This is a genomic window from Caballeronia sp. HLA56 (assembly GCF_054655155.1).
Genome location: NZ_BAAHOB010000005.1, coordinates 1,074,400 through 1,093,326 on the forward strand (window position 1 = coordinate 1,074,400; position 18,927 = coordinate 1,093,326).

Here is an 18,927-nt window from a genome sequence, read left to right on the forward strand (position 1 = left end):
GCTTGTCATCAGGTGATGGAATCTCGTCTTGCCGAACCGGATACGTGTTGCATTCGAATCGGAAGGGCCTGTTCTCGTGTTGTCTAAAAGCTGGAGATTGGCTCGATTCTAGCGGAATCAGCCGTCCGGAACCGCCATAAGCCAGCGTCGGCAGTGTGGCCAACGCCGCTTTGTAAAAGCCGGTAAGCTCGGAGCAAGCCCTTCGCGCGCATCGAAACATCGAAGAAACCGTGGGGAATGTTGAAGAAGCGGCGAGGCGCATCCATATGGGTGATCCGCGGCATGGCCGCATGCACTTGACGAGGAGTTGCGCATGACCCAGCAGAATGAGCAGGCGAGAACTGAAACCGCGACGCTCGGCGGCGGTTGCTTCTGGTGCACGGAAGCGGTGTTTCTGGCGGTCGAAGGCGTGGTGTCGGTCGAATCCGGCTATGCGGGCGGCAAGGTGGTCGATCCGTCGTACGAACAGGTCTGCGACGGCGAAACCGGCCACGCGGAAGTGGTGAAGGTCGTGTTCGATCCGGCGATCATCAGCTACCGCGAAGTGCTTGAGATTTTCTTCGCGACGCACGATCCGACGCAGCTCAATCGCCAGGGTAATGACGTGGGCACGCAGTATCGCTCGGCGGTGTTCACGCATTCGGACGAGCAACGAAAGGTCGCGCTCGAAGTGATCGATGAACTGCAGCGCGAGGATGTCTTCGGCGGCAAGATCGTCACGCAGGTCACCGCGCTCGATAACGACTACTATCCGGCCGAAGCGTATCACCAGAACTACTTCGAGCAGCATCCGAACCAGGGGTATTGCGCGGCGGTCGTCGGCCCGAAGGTCGCGAAGTTCCGCAAGAAGTTCGCGCATCGGTTGAAGAAGTAAAGGGCGGGGCGATGTGGAGGCCGCGCTTGAGGGCGGTCTGCATACCGTGTCGGAGCCGAGAAGTCGCCGCGTTCAGTCCATGCCATAAGGCGAGGCATCTTGGCGTGCAAGTCGCGCTTGAAGCAAAGACGTGACGGCATGCGAGCGGTGCCTGAAGTGCGGCTCGACAGCGGTGGATAGAGCGTTCAGCCAATACGCCGGGGAGCCCGGTCGATTTCAGCCGTCGCACGTTATAGCTTTACCGCTAGCCGCGTTGTACGCGCTCGCATTCCCGCGCAATCCCACGCGCAAGCTCGAAGCACGTAAGCGGCGCGGAACCCTCCGCCTTGTTGTTCGCCGCGATGACCACCGGCTGGCCCGCGATTGCATATCGCGCGGCCAGTTCGGCCAGCGCCTCGCGCGTGTCGCGGTCTTCATCGACTATTTGGTCGAACGGCTCGTACTTCGCCTTCGCCTGTTCGTAGCGAAAGCCGCTGTGCAGACTCCAGCGCACGACGAGCGGCCCTAGCGTTTCTTCGTCCAGCAACGCGAGCGCCTTCGCCTGGCGACGCACGTCCGGCATGCGCGCGTGCACGCCGATGCAATAGCGCACGTTCGCGTCCCGCAGCGCGCGTATGAAGCGCGGTGTCAGCATGACGGCGTCGCGCAATTCGACGGCGTAACGCGTCTCGCCTTCGAGCGGCGGAAGCGCGCCGAGAAACGCCGCCAACCGGTCGATGAAGCGCGATGGCTCGACGATCATCGCATCCGGCAGCGGCGAGAACTGGAACACGAGCGCGCCAGCTTTCGTCCCAAGCCCGCCGATGCACGGCGCCACGAATTCGTCGATGGCAATCCGCGCGTTCAGAAACGCGGGGTTCTCCGCATCGGGCGCGCCGCGCTGGCCGCGGATGAAGGCGTCGGTGACGGCGGCAGGCGCCTTCACGATGAAGCGAAAGTGCTCCGGCACCTGGCTCGCATACCGCGCGTAGTCGGCGAGCGAAAGCGGTGCGTAGAACGAGCGGTCGATGGACACGCAGCGCAACAACGGATGCGCGCTGTAGGCGGTGAGGCCGTCGCGCGAGAGCTTCGTGTTCGAATACGCGTCGCCGTAGACAATTCCGCGCCAGCCCGGAAACGACCACGTCGATGTGCCGAGATGAATGGCTTCGGGCAGTTGTTTCGCGAGCGCGTCGAGATCGGCGTTCAATGGCGCGGGCAGGACGCCGCGTGCCTTCGGCTGGCTCGCGGGCTTGCGCGGCGCGGGTTCGTCGAACAGGTCGGGTTCTGTTGCTTGCCCGTTTTCCGCCGACGCCGGCAGGCACTCTGGCTCACCGGCTGGCGCAATCTCACTCGGCGCCGTGTCGTCGAGCAGGGAGCCCTGCGCGTCGCCGTCACGCGCAGCGTCCTCTTCCGAAAACTTCGATCCCTGCTTCAGAGCGCCTTCTCGTAAATGTATTTCCGCGACCACGGCAAGGTCGTCGCGCTGCGGCCCGCCTTGCGGCACACCACTTGATAGATCGACACGTCGTCGTTCTCGAACGCGTACGCGCAACCCGCGAGATACACGCGCCAGATGCGGAATTTTTCGTCATCGACGAGCTTCTTGGCTTGCTCGGCGTTTGCCTCGAAGCTCTCGGCCCAGATGTCGAGCGTGCGCGCGTAATGCCGTCGCAAGCTTTCGATGTCGATCGCTTCCAGCCCGCCGCGCTGCATGCTTTCGAGCGCGAGACCGATATGCGGCAACTCGCCATCCGGAAACACGTAGCGGTCGATAAACTCGCCGCCGCCGAGCGCGGTCTCGCCGCTGTCGGCGTCGGATGACGTGATGCCGTGATTCATCGCGACGCCGTCATCGACCAGCAGATCGCGAATCTTCGCAAAGTAGCCCGGCAGATTCTTGCGTCCGACGTGCTCGAACATGCCCACGCTCGTGATGCGGTCGAATTGCCCCGGCACGTCGCGATAATCTTGCAGACGGATTTCGATCTGATCTTCGAGGCCCGCATCTTTCACGCGCTGCGTCGCGAGCTTGAACTGGTTTTCCGAGAGCGTCACGCCCACGCACTTCGCGCCGAACTTCTGCGCGGCACGGATCACGAGCGCGCCCCAGCCGCAGCCAATGTCGAGCAAACGATGGCCCGGCTGCACCTGAATCTTGGTCAGGATGTGATCGATCTTCTTGATCTGCGCGGTGGCCAAATCTTCGTCGCCGTTTTCGAAGTACGCGCACGAGTACACCATGTTCTTGTCGAGCCAGAGCTGATAGAACTCGTTCGACACATCGTAGTGGTACTGAATGGCCTTCTTGTCCGACGCCTTCGAGTGATTGAAGTAGCGCCGCACGCGAGCCAGCTTGCCCGCGCTCGTGACGGTGTTCTTCGCGAGCGAATAACCGACGTTGATGATGTCCGAGAGCTTGCCCTCGATATCGATCTTGCCTTTCACGTACGCTTCACCGAGATTGTCGAGACTCGGTTCCAGCAGATAAGGCAGCGCCGTCGCGCTCTTTACATGCAACGTGACTTGCGGCGCGGCGAACTGCCCGAAGTCGTGCTGCTGTCCATCCCAAAGCACGAGGCGCGCAGGCAGGTTGGCCCTGGCCCGCACTTCCTCGACCCATTGCGTCAGCTTCTTCTCCCAGAACATGCTTGCTTCTCCGCGCTAAAGAAAATCAAGGGGAAGGCCCGCCGTGCCGGTTCTGGATGCCCGTGCATCGACGCGCCTTCATGTTCGTTGCCGTGGTGCTGCGTTTTATGACGACGTACTGCCTGCTACCGGACCCGTCTTAGGGTGCGAGCCTCTTGATATCCCACGGGCCGTCCGCGCGCTCGCGCTCATAGACGATGCGGTCATGCAGCCGCGACGGACGTCCCTGCCAGAATTCGATCGTGTCCGGCACGAGCCGGTAGCCGCCCCAGTGTGGCGGGCGCGGCGGTGCGTCGCCGAATTTTTCGATCATTTCGCGCTCGCGCGCTTCGAGCGCCTCGCGGCTTTCGAGCGGCTGACTCTGTTCCGACGCCCACGCGCCAATGCGCGATCCGAGCGGCCGGGACTGAAAATAGGCATCGCTTTCCTCGGCGCTCGTCTTGACGATCACGCCTTCGACACGCACCTGACGTTCGAGCTCGATCCAGTGGAACAGCAGACTTGCCGCAGGATTGGCGGCGATTTCGCGGCCTTTGCGGCTATCGTAATTGGTAAAAAAAACGAAGCCACGTTCGTCGAACCCCTTAATCAGCACGATGCGCGCGGAGGGCCGGCCGTTCTCGTCGACGGTGGCCAGGGTCATGGCGTTGGGTTCGGGCAGTTTCGCGTCGAGCGCCTGGGCGAACCAGGTGTCGAACTGGCGCACCGGGTCCGGCGCGACGTCGGCGGCGTCGAGTGAGCCGCGAGAATAATTTTTGCGAAGGTCTGCGAGGGTGGTCATTTTTATGCAAACGCTACAGTCGGCGTCAGTATAGCCAAGGTGGTTCTTTCTTGCCCTTGCCGTGGTGAATCCGGTCCGGCTATCACCCCTTGGGTTTCGATAAGGCAGAATACGCAATTCGCGCGCTTTCTGCATGAATGGTCTACCAACTTTGTCAATTAGACAGGCGCTTGTAAGCTATGCCTGACGGGCCGCAGCGGCGTTTGGCTTGTTTTTGCCCATGCTCCGCGAAGCCCTCCCGCGCTTTTTCGGTTTCTGCTTCCACCTATGACTGCCACCATCGCTCCCAACGAGTCACCTTCCGCCGACGAGATCGCCGACCGCGGCCGACGCTTCGGCGGCATCGCGCGTCTATATGGCGCGCCTGCGCTTGCCGCGTTCGAAGGCGCGCATGTCGCGGTGATCGGCATAGGCGGCGTGGGATCGTGGGTGGCTGAAGCGCTGGCGCGCAGCGCAATCGGCAAGCTCACGTTGATCGATCTCGACAACGTCGCCGAAAGCAACACCAACCGGCAGATCCACGCGCTCGACGGCAACTACGGCAAGGCCAAGGTCACGGCGATGGCCGAGCGCATCCGTTTGATCGATCCCGCCTGCGACGTGCGGCAGATCGAGGACTTCGTGGAGCCGGGTAATTTCGATGCGATGCTCGGCGGCGGTTTCGACTTCATCGTCGATGCCATCGACAGCGTGCGCACGAAAACCGCACTCATTGCGTGGTGTGTCGCGAACAAGCAGCCGCTGATCACGGTGGGCGGCGCGGGCGGGCAGCTCGATCCGACGCGTATTCGCATCGACGACCTGGCGTCGACCATTCAGGACCCGCTGCTTTCGAAAGTGCGCGGCCAGTTGCGCAAAATGCACGGCTTTCCGCGCGGACCGAAGGCGCGTTTAAAGGTCAGCGCGGTGTATTCGGACGAGCCGCTCATTTACCCGGAAGCGGCCGCTTGCGATATCAGCGAGGGCGCGGAGCATCTGGAGACCGGCGCGGGATACGCGGGCCCGGTCGGGCTGAATTGCGCGGGTTTCGGGTCCAGCGTGTGTGTGACGGCGAGCTTTGGGTTCGCGGCGGCGGCGTTCGTGCTTCGGGCGTTGGCGAAGAAGGCGGCTTAGGGCGGCAGGTTCTTGCGGGGACGTAAAAACGGCGCGCGGATAGAGTCACAGAAGCATGAATGGTGGTGGCTTGCGTCGATGGCAGGTCGGTTTTCGCACGAATATGACGAGCTGGCGTCGCGGCAAATCCGCCAGTTTCATGCATGCACGCGAGTCGACGTGGCCACACGGCGAACATGCGCTGCTTGACATCACGCGACCAACCGCAGCCAACAAAAAACGGCCAGCTTCCACGAGCTGGCCGTTTTTGCATCCACGAGCCGATCATGCATGCTCAATTCATCGCGGCACTCAGCCTGCGCCGCCAGTACGCCACGACATCCGGCTGATTCGCCGCGAGTTCGAACACCGATAGCATCGTCTTGCGGCCAACGTCGTCCATGAACGCGCGATCGCGCACAACGATTTCGAGCAGATGTTCCAGCGCACCACCGTAATCGCGGCCGGCGATCAAACGGTTCGCAAGCGCAAAGCGCGCTTCGAGATCGTCCGGTTTCGCGTGCACCGCCGCGATGAGATCGTCGGCGGGCGGCAGTCCGGCGGCTGCATCGGCGGCGTCGAGTTCGGTCTTGAGCGCGTTGTAGCGCGCGTCGATGCCCTGCGTCGTCTTAGGCGAAAGCAGCTTGTCTTCTTCCTTCGCTTCGTCGATCCGCCGTTCCGCGATCAGCCATTCGATCAAATCGAGGCGCGCATCTTCGTAACTCGGATCGAGCGCGATCGTGGCCTTGATGCGATCGATCGCGTCCTTGCGGTTACCGCTCGCCCACGCGTCGTGCGCGGCGCGGCGCTCGGCCTCGGCGCCAGCGGGCACCAGCCGGTCGAGAAACTCGCGCAACTGGCCTTCGGGCAACACGCCGATGAACTGGTCCACTGGCCGGCCTTCCGCAAACGCGATAACGTGCGGAATGCTGCGCACCTGGAAGTGCTGCGCGAGTTCTTGATTCTCGTCGACATTCACCTTGACGAGCTTCCAGTTGCCGGCGGCTTCGGCTTCGAGCCGTTCCAACATCGGACCGAGCGTCTTGCACGGGCCGCACCACGGAGCCCAGAAATCGACGAGAACGGGCGCGAGCATCGACGCGTTGATGACGTCGTTTTCAAACGTAGCGAGGGTCGTTTCCATGCGTTCTCTCCTAATGCCTGCAATGTGTCTTGAAATTAGATGGGGACGCTTGCATAACTCTCAACGGCCACGGCGTTGATTCACGCCGATGCACGTCTCATGCCTCGGGCGCGCGATTCTCGCGGCGCGCGGGCGGCAGCGGAATGAACTCCGTCTCGCCGGGAACGTGCCCCATGCGCTGCTCGCTCCATGCCTGTTTCGCGGCCTCGATCTTGTCGCGCGAACTGGCGACGAAATTCCATTCGATGATGCGTGCGCCGTCGAGCGGCGCGCCACCGAGAATCATCACGCGCGCGCCGTTCGTGCTCTCGAAACGCACCGGCGCGCCCGGTTCGAGCACGGCCATTTGCTGTTCGGGCAGCGCTTGGCCGTCGATGGACAGATCGCCTTCGACGAGATACACGCCGCGTTCCTCGTGTTCGGTATCGAGCGTGAGCGCGCTGCCGCGAGCGAAATCGGCGGCGACGTAAAGCGTTGGCGAGAACGTGCGCGTGGGCGCTTGGGCGCCGAACGCGGTGCCCGCGATTACGCGCAAAGTCACGCCGTCGCGCTCGATTTGCGGCAAGGCGGACGCCGCATGATGCTCGAACGAAGGCTCGACTTCCTCGCTTGCCACCGGCAGCGCGACCCAGGTCTGGATGCCATGCATCGTCTGGCCTCGCTCGCGTTCCTCGTCGGGTGTACGTTCCGAATGGACGATGCCGCGCCCGGCGGTCATCCAGTTGACGTCGCCGGGCACGATCTTCTGCACGGAGTCGACGCTGTCGCGATGCATGATCGCGCCTTCAAAGAGATACGTGACGGTTGCGAGCCCGATATGCGGATGCGGCCGTACATCCAGTCCCTGTCCGGGCACGAGGGTTGCGGGACCGATGTGGTCGAAGAAGATGAAGGGTCCGACAGTGCGTGCCGCCAGTGCGGGGAGCACGCGCCTCACCGTGAGGCCGCCGACATCGTGTTGATGTGGTTTGAGCAGGACGCGGATCGACGTGGACATTAGCGGTTCCGGTAGCTGACGCGCCGGTTGCGCGCCTGGAACCGCCGATTCTACCGGCCGCTGCGGCGATGCGCTCTCATCGGGGATGTGGAAAACGCTTCATCGACTTCGTGCGGAGTTACGCGTGCTTCACGTGTTTTTTACGAAGGGACCGCGCTTTTTGCAGCATGCGTGCAGAATTTGCGCAAACGTCAATTGATAGGAGAGGAAACCATGAGCAAGAATAAACTGTTGATCGCCATCACCGCAGGTCTTTTGAGCGCCACGGCTGCAACCGGCGCAATGGCCCAGACCTCGTCGGGCAACTCGTCGGCGGCCATGGGCCAGACCGACACTGGCGCGTCGACCGATGGCACGTCGTCGTCGGGTACGACCAAGCACAAGATGCGCAAGCACAGCGCGCATCCGTCGGCAGGCAAGAAGACGCCTGACGTCGAAACCGGCAACAATGCGGCAGCGGAATCCGGCCAAAGCAAGTAAGCGGTCTGGATTGCTGTGAAGCGCCCGCGCTTCCCTTGGGAGGCGCGGGCGTTTTTTTGTCTGCATGCGCTAAGATGCCAAGGCGTTGTGAGCGCAGTTTTTCACAAGCCACCGCAGAGTGCGCCCCGCTAAACTCGTGTGACTTTCAATCGAAGTGCACGAAGGAGCGGCGATGTCGCCAAGGGATTTGTTGATTGCGTCGGTGGTGATTCTCGCGTGGGGCGTGAATTTCGTTGTCATCAAACTGGGTTTGCACGGCGTGCCGCCGTTCTTGCTGGGCGCCTTGCGATTCGCGCTGGCCGCGGTGCCGGTCTTCTTCGTCAAGCGCCCGCGAATTCCGCTGCGCTGGCTTTTCGCTTATGGCCTTTCCATTTCGTTCGGCCAGTTTGCGTTGTTGTTCTATGGCATGTCGGTCGGCATGCCGGCGGGACTTGCTTCGCTCGTCTTGCAGGCGCAGGCGTTCTTCACCTTGATCTTCGCCGCCTTCATGCTTGGCGAGCGCATCCGCGCGATGAACATAGCTGGACTCTTGATCGCGGCGGCCGGGCTAGCGCTGATCGGCATGCAGGGCGGCCACGCGATGACCCTCACAGGGTTCTTGTTCACGCTTGGCGCGGCGTCGATGTGGGCGCTTGGCAATGTCGTCACGAAGCGCATGGGCAAGGTCGACTTGCTGTCGCTCGTAGTGTGGGCGAGCCTGATACCGCCGCTGCCGTTTCTTGCGTTGTCGTTGATTTTCGAGGGCCCGGCGCGCATTGAAGCGAGCCTTGCGGCGATCCCGTCGATATCGATCTTCGCGATCGTTTATCTCTCGTTCATCGCGACCATCATTGGCTACAGCTTGTGGGGCAAATTGCTTGCGCGCTATCCGGCGGCGCAGGTCGCACCGTTCTCGTTATTGGTGCCGGTGATAGGTATTGCATCGGCGGCGGTGTTTCTAGGCGAGGCGCTGACACCGGCGGAAGTAGCGGGCGCGGCGCTGGTGATGGCGGGATTGGCGGTCAATGTATTCGGCGCACGCTTGAAACAGAGACTATTCCCCGTCCCGCGATAAAAAAAGCCGCAAAAAATGAACCCTTAAAGAAGGCGCTAAAGAAAAAAGCAATACAACGGCCGACTTCCTTGAAAGTGCCAGAGAAGAAACTTGAACAGCGACTCCGAAAAAAGCTTTGATCTTGTGAGTTTTACCGAGAGCGTGAGTGGAGGGGGAGTGCACAAGGGGTTTGTGGTAAATAGCGGGGAACCAGTTGTGCTTCAGAAGCCGGTTCCAAAGCTGCTTTCTTTGGTTCCTTTCTTTGCAGCAGCAAAGAAAGGGACCCCCCCGCCGGGGAGGCGGCTACTGAACAGAAACGCAAGGCAACGGCTCGATTCATCAGAAGCGCAAAAAAACATCAGACCGCAAAAGAGGTCCCAGCGCAGTCAAAAAAAACCGCATGCCTAGTAATTGACTACCACGAGCGCGAGCAATGGGAAGTGCCCAAAGGGTTTGTGAGAAACAGCGGGGAACCAGTTGTGCTTCAGAAGCCGGTTCCTGAGCTGCTTTCTTTGGTTCCTTTCTTTGCAGCAGCAAAGAAAGGGACCCCACCGCCGGGGAGGCGGCTACTGAACGAGACTGCCCGAGAACCGCGAACCTGTCCGCATTTTTGTGTGCGAGGCGGTTAGCGGAGTCACCCGCGTGCGTTGGTGAAACGCTCTCCAAACAGGATGGCAAACTGGTTCATCGCGGACGACCAGTCGAACGCCGCGCGTACTGACTTTGCCAGCACGTTGCGCAATGCCAGCCACAGCAGCTTGATGGCGGCCTCGTCATTGGGGAAGTGGCCGCGTGTCTTGATGATCTTGCGTAGTTGCATGTTCAGACTCTCAATGGCGTTTGTGGTGTAGACGACACGGCGTATGTCCGGCGGAAACACGAAAAACGGTGTGACGTTCTCCCACGCCCGTCGCCACGACTGCACGATAGTCGGATACTTCGCACCCCACGGGCCTTCGGCAAAGGCCTCCAGGGCCTGCTGAGCGGCCTGTTCACTCGCGGCGGCATAGACCGGCCGCAGCGCTGCGGCCACGCTCTTGCGGTCCTTGTAGCTGGCGTACTCCAGACTGTTGCGGATCAGATGCACGATGCAGGTCTGCACGGCCGTGCGCGGGTACGCCGTGCCAATCGCCTCAGCCAGTCCCTTCAGGCCGTCGACCACCGCGATCAGGATGTCCTGGCAGCCCCGGGTCTTCAGTTCGTTGAACACTTTCAGCCAGAACTTCGCCCCTTCGGTCTGTTCGATCCACAGGCCGAGCACATCGCGCTGGCCGTCGGCCTGAATGCCCAGCGCCAGATACACCGCCTTGTTGCTCACCACGCCGTCGCCACGGATCTTCACACGCAGCGCGTCGAAGAACACCACCGGGTACATCGGCTCAAGCGGACGGCTTTGCCAGGCGAGCGCTTCAGCCATGACTTCGTCGGTGACCGAGCTGATGAAATCGGGCGAAACCTCGGTGCCATAGGCTTCGGCCAGAAACGCCTGGATCTCGCGCACACTCATGCCGCGCGCGTACATGGCGATGATGCGCTCGTCGAAACCGGTAAAACGGCGCTCGTGTTTCGGAATCAGGATGGGTTCAAAACTGCCGTCACGATCACGCGGCAGATCGACCCTGAGCGGGCCATAATCGGTGATGAGCGTCTTGCCGCTGGCGCCGTTACGTTCGTTGTCCTGGCCGTCGGGTTTCGGCTGCCCCGCCAGGTAGCCCAGATGCATCTTCATCTCGGCGCCCATTGCGCGCTCGATGAGTGCCTTGTTGAACGCCAGCATCAGGTCCTGGACCTCGGTGGGCGTCATCGGGCCTTTGACCAGGTCATCCAGCAGACCTTCCGGAAGGGCAGGCAGCGGCCCTCGGGCCGCTGCCTGAGAAGCGACGGTGCGTTTCTTCTTCATCGGCATATCCATGACTTTTACCTCTCATAATATGCCTCGCCCACAGAATTACGGATAGGTCCAGAACCGCAAAAGAACCGCAAAAGAACCGCAAAAGAACCGCAAAAGAACCGCAAAAGAACCGCAAACCAACGTCTTCAAGTCATGCGACTCTTAGCCAAAGGCGGATTAGCAGCAAAATACCGCCTGATGCCTTTCATAATGGCGCTAGCCATCTTGTCCCGATAGGCATCATCGTTAAGGCGAGTCTCCTCATCCGGGTTACTGATAAACGCGGTTTCGACGAGAATCGAGGGAATATCCGGTGCCTTGAGCACGGCAAACCCTGCCTGTTCGACCGACCCCTTGTGCAGTTTGTTAATGCCCCCGATTTCATTCAGCACGAAACTCCCATACCGCATGGAATCGCGAATCTGCGCCGTAGTGGACATGTCGAAAAGCGCGCGATTCACGCTAGCGTCTTGCGATTTCACGTTGATGCCACCGACCTGATCCGACGAATTCTCCTTGGCGGCCATCCACCGCGCCGCCGCGCTCGACGCACCATGTTCCGACAACGCGAAAACGGAAGAACCACGCGCCGAAGACTCGGTAAACGCGTCCGCATGAATCGACACGAATAGATCGGCGCCGACACGCTGCGCCTTCTGCACACGCACATTGAGTGGCACGAAGAAATCGGCATCACGCGTCATCATGGCGCGCATGTTGGGTTGCGCGTCGATCTTCGCGCGCAGCTTCTTCGCGATATCGAGCGCAATGTGCTTCTCATACGTCCCCGCGCCGCCGATGGCGCCGGGATCTTCGCCACCGTGACCCGGATCGATGGCCACAGTCAGAAGGCGCGTCGTCCCCGAGCGATCCTGCTTGGGCTGCGAGAACGTGTATTGGTCGCTGTCGTCGTCATCCTTCTTCGCGATCACGGGCGGCACGACGCGCGACGGCTTCGGCACGGATGGCGCAGGCACAGGCGCGGGCTTCGGCGCCACCGACGCAGTGTTGTCCGGGGCATCGCCCTGAGCGTACTTCTGGAAAAACTCGTCGGTCGAATCCTGCGAGAGCGATTTCTGCGGCGTGGCCGGCCCCGAAAGCGTGGCGGGCGGCGGCGCGGAAGGATTCGGATTGGCGCGGTCGAAGGCCTCCTGCTTGTGCTCGGACTGCGCGAGCAGTTCCATCAGCGGATCGGGCGCGACGGCCGGGTAAAGATCGAACACGAGCCGATACTTGTAGCTGCCAATTGGCCCTAGCGTGAAGACCTGCGGCTTCACCGAACCCTTGAGGTCAAACACCATGCGCACGACATGCGGCTGGTACTGACCGACGCGCACCGATTGAATCTGCGGATCGTTCGGCGTGATCTTCGAGACGAGATCGCGCAGCGACTGATCCAGATCGATGCCGTTCAGATCCACGACGAGTCTGTCCGGGCCTTGCAGCGTCTGATTGCTGTTCGTGAGCGGCTGGTCGGATTCGATGGTCACGCGCGTGTAATCGCGCGCGGGCCAAACGCGCACGCCGAGCACGGAACTCGCGTGCGCGAGCTTCGGTGCGACGAGCGCAAGCGCAAGCGTCGATGCGCCCGCGCGCAGCACCTGACGCCGCCGCCAGTTGTGCGGCGCGCTCGCACCTGATTCGATCGAATGAAACGGCTTGATCAGCATCTTTCGAGACATGTCTTTCCTGTTTCGCTAAACGCCCGCGCATTCAGCACGCGGCCTTCTTCGACTTCACGGCTCTCGTCGGGCAAGGCAAGTTCGAACACGAGGTCCGGCACGCCGAGCAGTCCGCCTGCTTGCTGCGGCCATTCGATGAGGCACACCGCGCCGCGATCGAAATACTCGCGAAAGCCGGCATCGGCCCATTCGGCGGGATCGGCGAAGCGGTAGAGATCGAAGTGATAGACATCGAGCGGCCCGCCTGGCGTGTCGAGCGAATAGGGCTCGACGAGCGTGTAAGTCGGACTCTTCACGCGGCCCGCATGACCGAGCGCGCGCAAGGTCGCGCGCACGAGCGTGGTCTTGCCCGCGCCCAAGTCACCGATCAACTGGACCTGCAAGCCCGAAAAACGTTCGGCCGAGGTTTGCTTGCGCGTCTCGTCGATGGCGCGTGCAAAGCGTTCCCCGAAGGCGAGCGTTGCCGCTTCGTCGCGCAGATCGAAGCGGCGTTCGAGGAGCGCGGAAGGAAAATCAGGCGTCGTTCGTACAGGGCTTTCGGGCATTGCTCGTAAAATGTCGTGATGAACCGATTGCCGGAACATTCCGTTGAAATCACGACCGCGTCCAGCGACGCCGCCGATGAGTCGCGCGCCTTGCATCACGTCGAACTAGGCGATGAGGCCGCGCTGGCGGAACTCGCGCTACGCATCAAGACGTGGGGGCGCGAGTTGGGATTCGGTGCGGTTGGTATCGGCGATACCGACCTGACGGATGCCGAGGAAGGCCTTGCCAGTTGGCTTGAAGCAGGCTATCACGGCGAGATGGATTATATGGCCAAACATGGGATGAAACGCGCAAGGCCCACCGAGCTTGTGGCCGGCACGCGACGGGTCATCACGGCGCGCATGGCTTATCTGCCTGGCGCGACGCTCGAGCACAAGGGCGCTGAAAGTGTCGCGACAGCCGATGGTCAGAAGAACGACTGGCGCGCCGTCGAATGGTCGCGCCTGAGCGATCCATCGCAGGCGATGGTCTCGATCTACGCGCGCGGCCGCGATTATCACAAGGTCATGCGCAACCGGCTGCAGCAACTGGCCGAGCGCATCGAAGCTGCCATCGGGCCGTTCGGGCATCGCGCGTTCACGGACTCCGCGCCGGTTCTCGAAGTCGCGCTGGCGCAAAAAGCAAGCGTCGGCTGGCGTGGCAAGCATACGTTGCTGCTCGATCGCGATGCCGGTTCGCTCTTTTTCATCGGCGAGATTTACGTCGATATTGCATTGCCCGTCGACCCGCATCCCGAGACGGACGGCGCCCATTGCGGGCAGTGCACGCGCTGTATCGGCGCATGTCCGACTGGCGCGATCGTGGCGCCGTATCGAGTGGATGCGCGGCGCTGCATTTCGTATCTGACGATAGAACTGCAAGGCAGTATTCCCGAGGAGATGCGGCCTTTGATCGGCAATCGCGTGTACGGGTGCGACGATTGTCAGCTCGTGTGTCCGTGGAACAAGTTCGCGGAGGCCGCTCCGGTCGCGGACTTCGATGTGCGGCATGGGCTCGATCGTTCCACGCTCGTCGAGTTGTTTGCGTGGAGCGCCGAGGACTTCGACACGCGCATGCAGGGCAGCGCGATCCGGCGTATCGGACACGAGCGATGGCTGCGCAATATCGCGGTGGCGATGGGCAATGCACTGCGCGCGTCGCTCGAAAGCGTGGAGCGCGAGCGTATCGTGCAAGCGTTGCAGGCGCGCATGGACGATCCTTCCGCGCTGGTTCGCGAGCATGTGCAATGGGCGCTCGCGCAGCGCGCGGCGCCAGACGAAATAGCGAGGCCGGCATGAAGCATTTCGATGCAGTGATCGACGCGCCCTTCGGCAAAGTCGGCATTCGCGCCGACGAGCGCGCCGTGCGCGAGATCGTCTATCTTTCGGCCGAGGTCGAAAGCATCGAGTCGGACAAGCCGCTCGTGCAACAAGCCATCGCACAGATTCGCCAATATTTCGAGCAACCCGCCATGCGTTTCGATCTGCCGCTCGGCACCGGCGGCACGGCGTTTCAAGAGCGCGTGTGGAAGGGCATTTCTGGCATCGCGGCGGGACAAGTGTGGACCTACGGCCAGCTCGCGCGCGAAGTCGGCAGCGTGCCGCGCGCGGTCGGGCAAGCGTGCGGCTCCAATCCGCTGCCGATCGTGATACCGTGCCACCGGGTGGTTTCATCGAGCGGGATAGGCGGCTTCGCGCATACGCCCGGCGATGGCTTTTTTCGTGACGTGAAGCGCTGGTTGCTGGCGCATGAGGGTGTATCGATCGCATGAGCGCAATCGCCGAGGAACTGCCGACGCCGGAACTGATCGCGAGTTCGGACTCGATCGATCTCTTTTGCGACGCGCTCTGGCTCGAACACGGGCTCGCCAAGAATTCGCTCGAAGCGTATCGCCGCGACCTGAAGCTCTTCGCCGAATGGCTCGCGAAGACGCGCGGCGGGTCCATCGACACGGCGAGTGAAAGCGACTTGAACGGCTACATGGCCGCGCGCCGTGGCGACAAGGCGACCTCCGCGAACCGGCGTCTGTCCGTGTTCCGCCGATATTACGGCTGGGCGTTGCGCGAGCATCGCGCGACGGTCGATCCAACCTTGAAGCTGCGCTCGGCGAAGCAGCCGCCGCGCTTTCCATCGACGCTCAACGAAGCGCAAGTCGAAGCGCTGCTCGGCGCGCCGGACATCGAAACGCCACTCGGTCTGCGCGACCGCACCATGCTCGAACTGATGTATGCGAGCGGCCTGCGCGTCACCGAACTCGTCACCTTGAAGACGGTGGCCGTCGGCCTGAACGAAGGCGTGGTGCGCGTGATGGGCAAGGGCTCGAAGGAACGCCTCGTGCCCTTCGGCGAACAAGCGCACGAGTGGCTGATGCGTTATCTGCGTGAATCGCGTCCCGCGTTGCTAGGCGCGCGCGCCGCGGATGCGCTCTTCGTCACCTCGCGCGGCGAGGGCATGACGCGGCAGCAGTTCTGGAACATCATCAAGCGTCATGCGCTGAACGGCGGCGTGCAGGCGCCGCTTTCGCCGCACACGCTGCGTCACGCGTTCGCGACGCATCTGCTCAATCACGGCGCGGATTTGCGCGTCGTGCAGCTTCTGCTAGGTCACTCCGATATCTCGACCACGCAGATCTATACGCACGTCGCGCGCGAGCGCTTGCAAAAGCTGCATCGGGAGCATCACCCGCGCGGTTGACTTGTTCGCCAGAACGATCGTGCCGCTGCATTGGCCGTTCAGCCGATGGTGAGCATGAAGCCGCGCCGCTACAATGCCTCCATGTCGAAAACCAAACATGTCTCCGAAACCCCGGCGACGCAGTTTCTGCGCCGTAACAAGGTCGAGTTCGGCGAGCATCCCTACGATTATGTCGAGCACGGCGGCACGGAGGAGTCCGCGCGGCAACTCGGCGTGGACGAGCATCGCGTCGTCAAGACACTCGTGATGGAAGACGAGAACGCGAAGCCGCTCATCGTGCTCATGCATGGCGACCGCACGGTGTCGACCAAGAACCTCGCGCGGCAGACGGGCGCGAAGCGCATCGAGCCATGCAAGCCCGAAGTGGCGAACCGGCATTCGGGCTATCTCGTGGGCGGCACGTCGCCGTTCGGCACGAAGAAGGCAATGCCCGTGTTTGTCGAATCGAGCATTCTCGAACTCGACATCATCTATCTGAACGGCGGCCGGCGCGGCTATCTCGTCAGTCTCGATCCGGCGGTGCTCACCGGCTTGCTCAACGCGAAGCCCGTGCAGTGCGCGAGCGTCGATTAGAATGCTGACCGCATTCGCCACGTCAAAGAAAGAGCCAACATGATTCCTCTGATCGTCGCCGTCGTGTCCTATCTGATCGGCTCGATTTCATTCGCCGTCGTCGTCAGCAAGTCGATGGGACTCGCCGATCCCCGTTCGTACGGCTCGGGCAATCCCGGCGCGACCAACGTGCTGCGCACCGGCAACAAGAAAGCGGCCATCCTCACGCTGATCGGCGATGCGTTCAAAGGCTGGCTGCCCGTGTGGGTCGTCGTGCACTTCGGCGCGGGCTGGGGGCTCGATCCGGCCGGGCTCGCGAGCGCGATCGCGCTGTCGGCCATCGCGGTTTTTCTCGGGCATTTGTACCCGATCTTCTTCAAGTTTCAGGGCGGCAAGGGCGTCGCGACGGCGGCGGGCGTGCTGCTCGCCATTCATCCGGCGCTCGGGGCGGCTACCTTGCTGACCTGGCTGATCATCGCGTTCTTCTTTCGCTATTCGTCGCTCGCGGCGCTCGTCGCGGCGGTCTTCGCACCGTTTTTTCAGGTGTTCCTGTTCGGGCCGAGCCGCATCTCGCTCGCCGTGCTGGCAATGAGCGCGCTGCTCGTCTGGCGGCATCGGGCCAATATTTCGAAGTTGCTGGCGGGGCAGGAGAGCCGTATCGGCGACAAGAAAAAAGCGGCGCAAGCGGCGAGCGAGGCGGACTGAGCGCGGACCGGCGCAACTCTCGGCCTACCAAACAAAACGCCGTTCCACAGGCATGCGGAACGGCGTTTTTGCGTGCGCTGCATGGCGCTGCGGGAAAGTCCTGCAGTGCGCCGTTGGCCCGCTTGCTAAAGGTGAAAACCTCAGTCGCGGAAGTTGTTGAAGTCGAGCGGCGTGTCCGTGACTTCCTTCTTGAGCAGCGCGATGGTGCTTTGCAGGTCGTCGCGCTTCGTGCCTTGTATGCGCACCGCGTCGCCCTGAATGCTCGCCTGCACCTTGATCTTGCTGTCCTTCACGATTTTCACGACCTTCTTCGCCAGATCGCCCGACACGCCTTTCTTGATGGTCACGACCTGCTTGAGCTTGTCGCCGCCGATCTTTTCCTGCTTGCCATAGTCGAGAAAACGCACGTCGACGCCGCGCTTGGCCAGCTTGCCGACCAGCACGTCCTTGACCTGGCCGAGCTTGAAATCGTCGTCGGCGTAGAGCGTGAGGTCGCGCTCCTTCTGTTCGACGCGAGAATCCGAACCCTTGAAGTCGAAACGCGTCGAGATTTCCTTGTTCGATTGTTCGATCGCGTTCTTCACTTCGATCATGTTTGCTTCGCTGACGACGTCAAACGATGGCATCTTGTTTTCCCCTTCAATGAGGCGAGCGCGCAGCGGGCGCGGCTCGCGCAATCGCTATAATCACAGACCTGACGTCATTCTACCGACGCGCCTGCGGTTCCCCAAGGTTGCGCCGATTCTCCCGGTTCGCCACGCGGTTTTTCCCTGTCATGTCCCACGCTTCCTTCACGCCGCCACCGTTGCTCGACGACTATTCGCTGCGAGCGCACAACACGTTCGGCTTCGACGTGCGAGCGCGTCACGCCATGCACGTCGATAGCGTCGATGCCGCGATCTCGCTCGCCGCCGATGCGCGCATCGCCAACATGCAGCAGTTCGTGCTCGGCGGCGGCAGCAATGTCGTGCTGACGCGCGAATTCGACGGCGTCGCGCTGATCGTCGGCATCCGTGGCAAGCGCGTGATCCACGAAGACGACGACGCCTGGCTCGTCGAAGCGGGCGCGGGCGAGAGCTGGCACGAGTTCGTCGCGTGGACGCTTGCGCAAGGCATGCCGGGCCTCGAAAACCTCGCGCTCATTCCCGGAACGGTCGGCGCGGCGCCTATCCAGAACATCGGCGCGTATGGCCTGGAAATGGGCGAGCGCTTCGAACGGCTGCACGCGGTGGAACTCGCGACTGGCGCGCACGCCCGTTTCGACCGGGCTGAATGCGCGTTCGGCTATCGCGACAGTTTCTTCAAGCGGGCAGGGCGCGGGCGTTTTCTGATCACGTCGGTGGTGTTCCGGCTGCCGAAGGCGTGGCAGCCGCGCGCAGACTACGCGGATGTCGCGCGGGCGCTGGAAGGCGCATCCAGCCACGATGCACGAGCCATCTTCGATGCCGTCGTCGCCGTGCGCCGCGCCAAATTGCCGGACTGGACCGTGCTCGGCAACGCGGGCAGCTTCTTCAAGAATCCGGTGGTGAGTGCGGAAGCGTTCGATGCATTGCGCGTGCGCGAACCCGGCGTCGTGTCGTATCGTCAGCCGGACGGAGCGGTGAAGCTGGCCGCGGGTTGGCTGATCGACCAGTGCGGGTGGAAGGGGCGTGGCGTCGGTGGCGCGGCGGTGCATGACCGGCAGGCGCTCGTGCTCGTGAATCGTGGCGATGCGACCGGCGCGCAAGTGCTCGAACTCGCCGAAGCGATCAAGCGCGACGTGCTCGCGCGCTTCGACGTCGAACTGGAGATGGAGCCGGTTTGCTTGTGAAACCGATGAGCGTCGGGTTCGTGCGTCGAGGGCCGACGT

The 18,927-nt window shown here is 62.2% G+C and carries 19 protein-coding genes; 10 read left to right on the forward strand and 9 right to left on the reverse strand.

Going from position 1 to position 18,927, the window contains the following annotated elements; all coding sequences use genetic code 11:
* The first annotated feature begins 313 nt into the window (after window positions 1–313).
* Entirely contained in the window at window positions 314–874 is a 561-nt protein-coding gene (msrA, locus tag ACYQ47_RS24610; protein WP_244826174.1) for a peptide-methionine (S)-S-oxide reductase MsrA, read from the forward strand.
* A 244-nt stretch (window positions 875–1,118) separates the two neighbouring features.
* Here the strand turns inward: msrA and ACYQ47_RS24615 are convergent, their stop codons facing one another.
* The 3 genes from ACYQ47_RS24615 to pdxH all read right to left on the reverse strand — a co-directional run bounded on the left by ACYQ47_RS24615 (window position 1,119) and on the right by pdxH (window position 4,283).
* The gene (locus ACYQ47_RS24615) at window positions 1,119–2,132 is read right to left on the reverse strand and encodes a DUF72 domain-containing protein (RefSeq protein WP_459909294.1); all 1,014 of its coding nucleotides are present in this window, start codon (window positions 2,130–2,132) and stop codon (window positions 1,119–1,121) included.
* 155 nt (window positions 2,133–2,287) lie between these two features.
* Window positions 2,288–3,502, reverse strand: a complete 1,215-nt coding sequence (locus tag ACYQ47_RS24620) for an SAM-dependent methyltransferase (RefSeq protein WP_244826172.1) — start codon at window positions 3,500–3,502, stop codon at window positions 2,288–2,290.
* A gap of 139 nt (window positions 3,503–3,641) precedes the next feature.
* A complete protein-coding gene (gene pdxH / locus ACYQ47_RS24625) occupies window positions 3,642–4,283 on the reverse strand; it encodes a pyridoxamine 5'-phosphate oxidase (RefSeq protein ID WP_250465577.1) in 642 nt (213 codons plus the stop codon).
* A 267-nt stretch (window positions 4,284–4,550) separates the two neighbouring features.
* Between pdxH and ACYQ47_RS24630 the strand changes: the two genes are divergently transcribed.
* Window positions 4,551–5,396: a tRNA threonylcarbamoyladenosine dehydratase gene (locus ACYQ47_RS24630; RefSeq protein ID WP_459907357.1), complete on the forward strand. Its 846-nt coding sequence runs from the start codon at window positions 4,551–4,553 to the stop codon at window positions 5,394–5,396.
* Between the two features lie 274 nt (window positions 5,397–5,670).
* Here ACYQ47_RS24630 and trxA read toward each other — a convergent pair whose 3' ends face one another.
* Both trxA and ACYQ47_RS24640 read right to left on the reverse strand, forming a co-directional pair.
* On the reverse strand, window positions 5,671–6,519 hold the full coding sequence (gene trxA, locus ACYQ47_RS24635; protein WP_250465574.1) for a thioredoxin: 849 nt from the start codon (window positions 6,517–6,519) through the stop codon (window positions 5,671–5,673).
* 97 nt (window positions 6,520–6,616) lie between these two features.
* Window positions 6,617–7,516, reverse strand: a complete 900-nt coding sequence (locus ACYQ47_RS24640; protein WP_250465572.1) for a pirin family protein — start codon at window positions 7,514–7,516, stop codon at window positions 6,617–6,619.
* Window positions 7,517–7,729: 213 nt separating this feature from the next.
* Here ACYQ47_RS24640 and ACYQ47_RS24645 point away from each other — a divergent pair, with 213 nt between their 5' ends.
* Together ACYQ47_RS24645 and ACYQ47_RS24650 are read left to right on the forward strand one after the other, a co-directional pair.
* Window positions 7,730–7,996: a hypothetical protein gene (locus ACYQ47_RS24645; protein ID WP_244826168.1), complete on the forward strand. Its 267-nt coding sequence runs from the start codon at window positions 7,730–7,732 to the stop codon at window positions 7,994–7,996.
* Window positions 7,997–8,168: 172 nt separating this feature from the next.
* Window positions 8,169–9,050 (forward strand): EamA family transporter, encoded by an 882-nt coding sequence (locus ACYQ47_RS24650; RefSeq protein ID WP_250492687.1) that lies wholly within the window; start codon window positions 8,169–8,171, stop codon window positions 9,048–9,050.
* Window positions 9,051–9,663: 613 nt separating this feature from the next.
* Here ACYQ47_RS24650 and ACYQ47_RS24655 read toward each other — a convergent pair.
* From ACYQ47_RS24655 to tsaE, 3 genes are all read right to left on the reverse strand, one after another.
* Window positions 9,664–10,935, reverse strand: a complete 1,272-nt coding sequence (locus tag ACYQ47_RS24655) for an IS256 family transposase (protein WP_370652123.1) — start codon at window positions 10,933–10,935, stop codon at window positions 9,664–9,666.
* A gap of 131 nt (window positions 10,936–11,066) precedes the next feature.
* Window positions 11,067–12,602 carry an N-acetylmuramoyl-L-alanine amidase gene (locus tag ACYQ47_RS24660; RefSeq protein ID WP_459907361.1) on the reverse strand — a complete coding sequence of 512 codons (1,536 nt, stop codon included), beginning with the start codon at window positions 12,600–12,602 and terminating at the stop codon, window positions 11,067–11,069.
* Entirely contained in the window at window positions 12,584–13,147 is a 564-nt protein-coding gene (gene tsaE / locus ACYQ47_RS24665) for a tRNA (adenosine(37)-N6)-threonylcarbamoyltransferase complex ATPase subunit type 1 TsaE (protein WP_244826165.1), read from the reverse strand. The genes ACYQ47_RS24660 and tsaE overlap by 19 nt, the downstream gene beginning before the upstream one ends.
* Before the next feature lie 18 nt (window positions 13,148–13,165).
* Here tsaE and queG point away from each other — a divergent pair, with 18 nt between their 5' ends.
* The 5 genes from queG (at window position 13,166) to plsY (ending at window position 17,078) form a co-directional block, all read left to right on the forward strand.
* Entirely contained in the window at window positions 13,166–14,425 is a 1,260-nt protein-coding gene (gene queG, locus ACYQ47_RS24670; RefSeq protein WP_459907363.1) for a tRNA epoxyqueuosine(34) reductase QueG, read from the forward strand.
* Entirely contained in the window at window positions 14,422–14,898 is a 477-nt protein-coding gene (locus tag ACYQ47_RS24675) for a methylated-DNA--[protein]-cysteine S-methyltransferase (RefSeq protein ID WP_250465565.1), read from the forward strand. The genes queG and ACYQ47_RS24675 overlap by 4 nt, the downstream gene beginning before the upstream one ends.
* Window positions 14,895–15,821, forward strand: coding sequence for a site-specific tyrosine recombinase XerD (gene xerD, locus ACYQ47_RS24680; protein ID WP_244826162.1), 927 nt, complete (start codon window positions 14,895–14,897; stop codon window positions 15,819–15,821). Before ACYQ47_RS24675 ends, xerD begins: the two co-directional genes overlap by 4 nt.
* 81 nt (window positions 15,822–15,902) lie before the next feature.
* Window positions 15,903–16,394 (forward strand): Cys-tRNA(Pro) deacylase, encoded by a 492-nt coding sequence (gene ybaK / locus ACYQ47_RS24685; protein ID WP_244826161.1) that lies wholly within the window; start codon window positions 15,903–15,905, stop codon window positions 16,392–16,394.
* Window positions 16,395–16,433: 39 nt separating this feature from the next.
* A complete protein-coding gene (gene plsY, locus ACYQ47_RS24690; RefSeq protein WP_250492682.1) occupies window positions 16,434–17,078 on the forward strand; it encodes a glycerol-3-phosphate 1-O-acyltransferase PlsY in 645 nt (214 codons plus the stop codon).
* Between the two features lie 140 nt (window positions 17,079–17,218).
* On the opposite strand, the gene ACYQ47_RS24695 is transcribed toward plsY, so the two are convergent.
* Window positions 17,219–17,704, reverse strand: coding sequence for a YajQ family cyclic di-GMP-binding protein (locus ACYQ47_RS24695; RefSeq protein ID WP_244826159.1), 486 nt, complete (start codon window positions 17,702–17,704; stop codon window positions 17,219–17,221).
* Window positions 17,705–17,853: 149 nt separating this feature from the next.
* Between ACYQ47_RS24695 and murB the strand changes: the two genes are divergently transcribed.
* Complete coding sequence (gene murB, locus ACYQ47_RS24700; RefSeq protein WP_459907367.1) at window positions 17,854–18,888, forward strand: UDP-N-acetylmuramate dehydrogenase; 1,035 nt, start codon at window positions 17,854–17,856, stop codon at window positions 18,886–18,888.
* The last annotated feature ends 39 nt before the right edge of the window (window positions 18,889–18,927 follow it).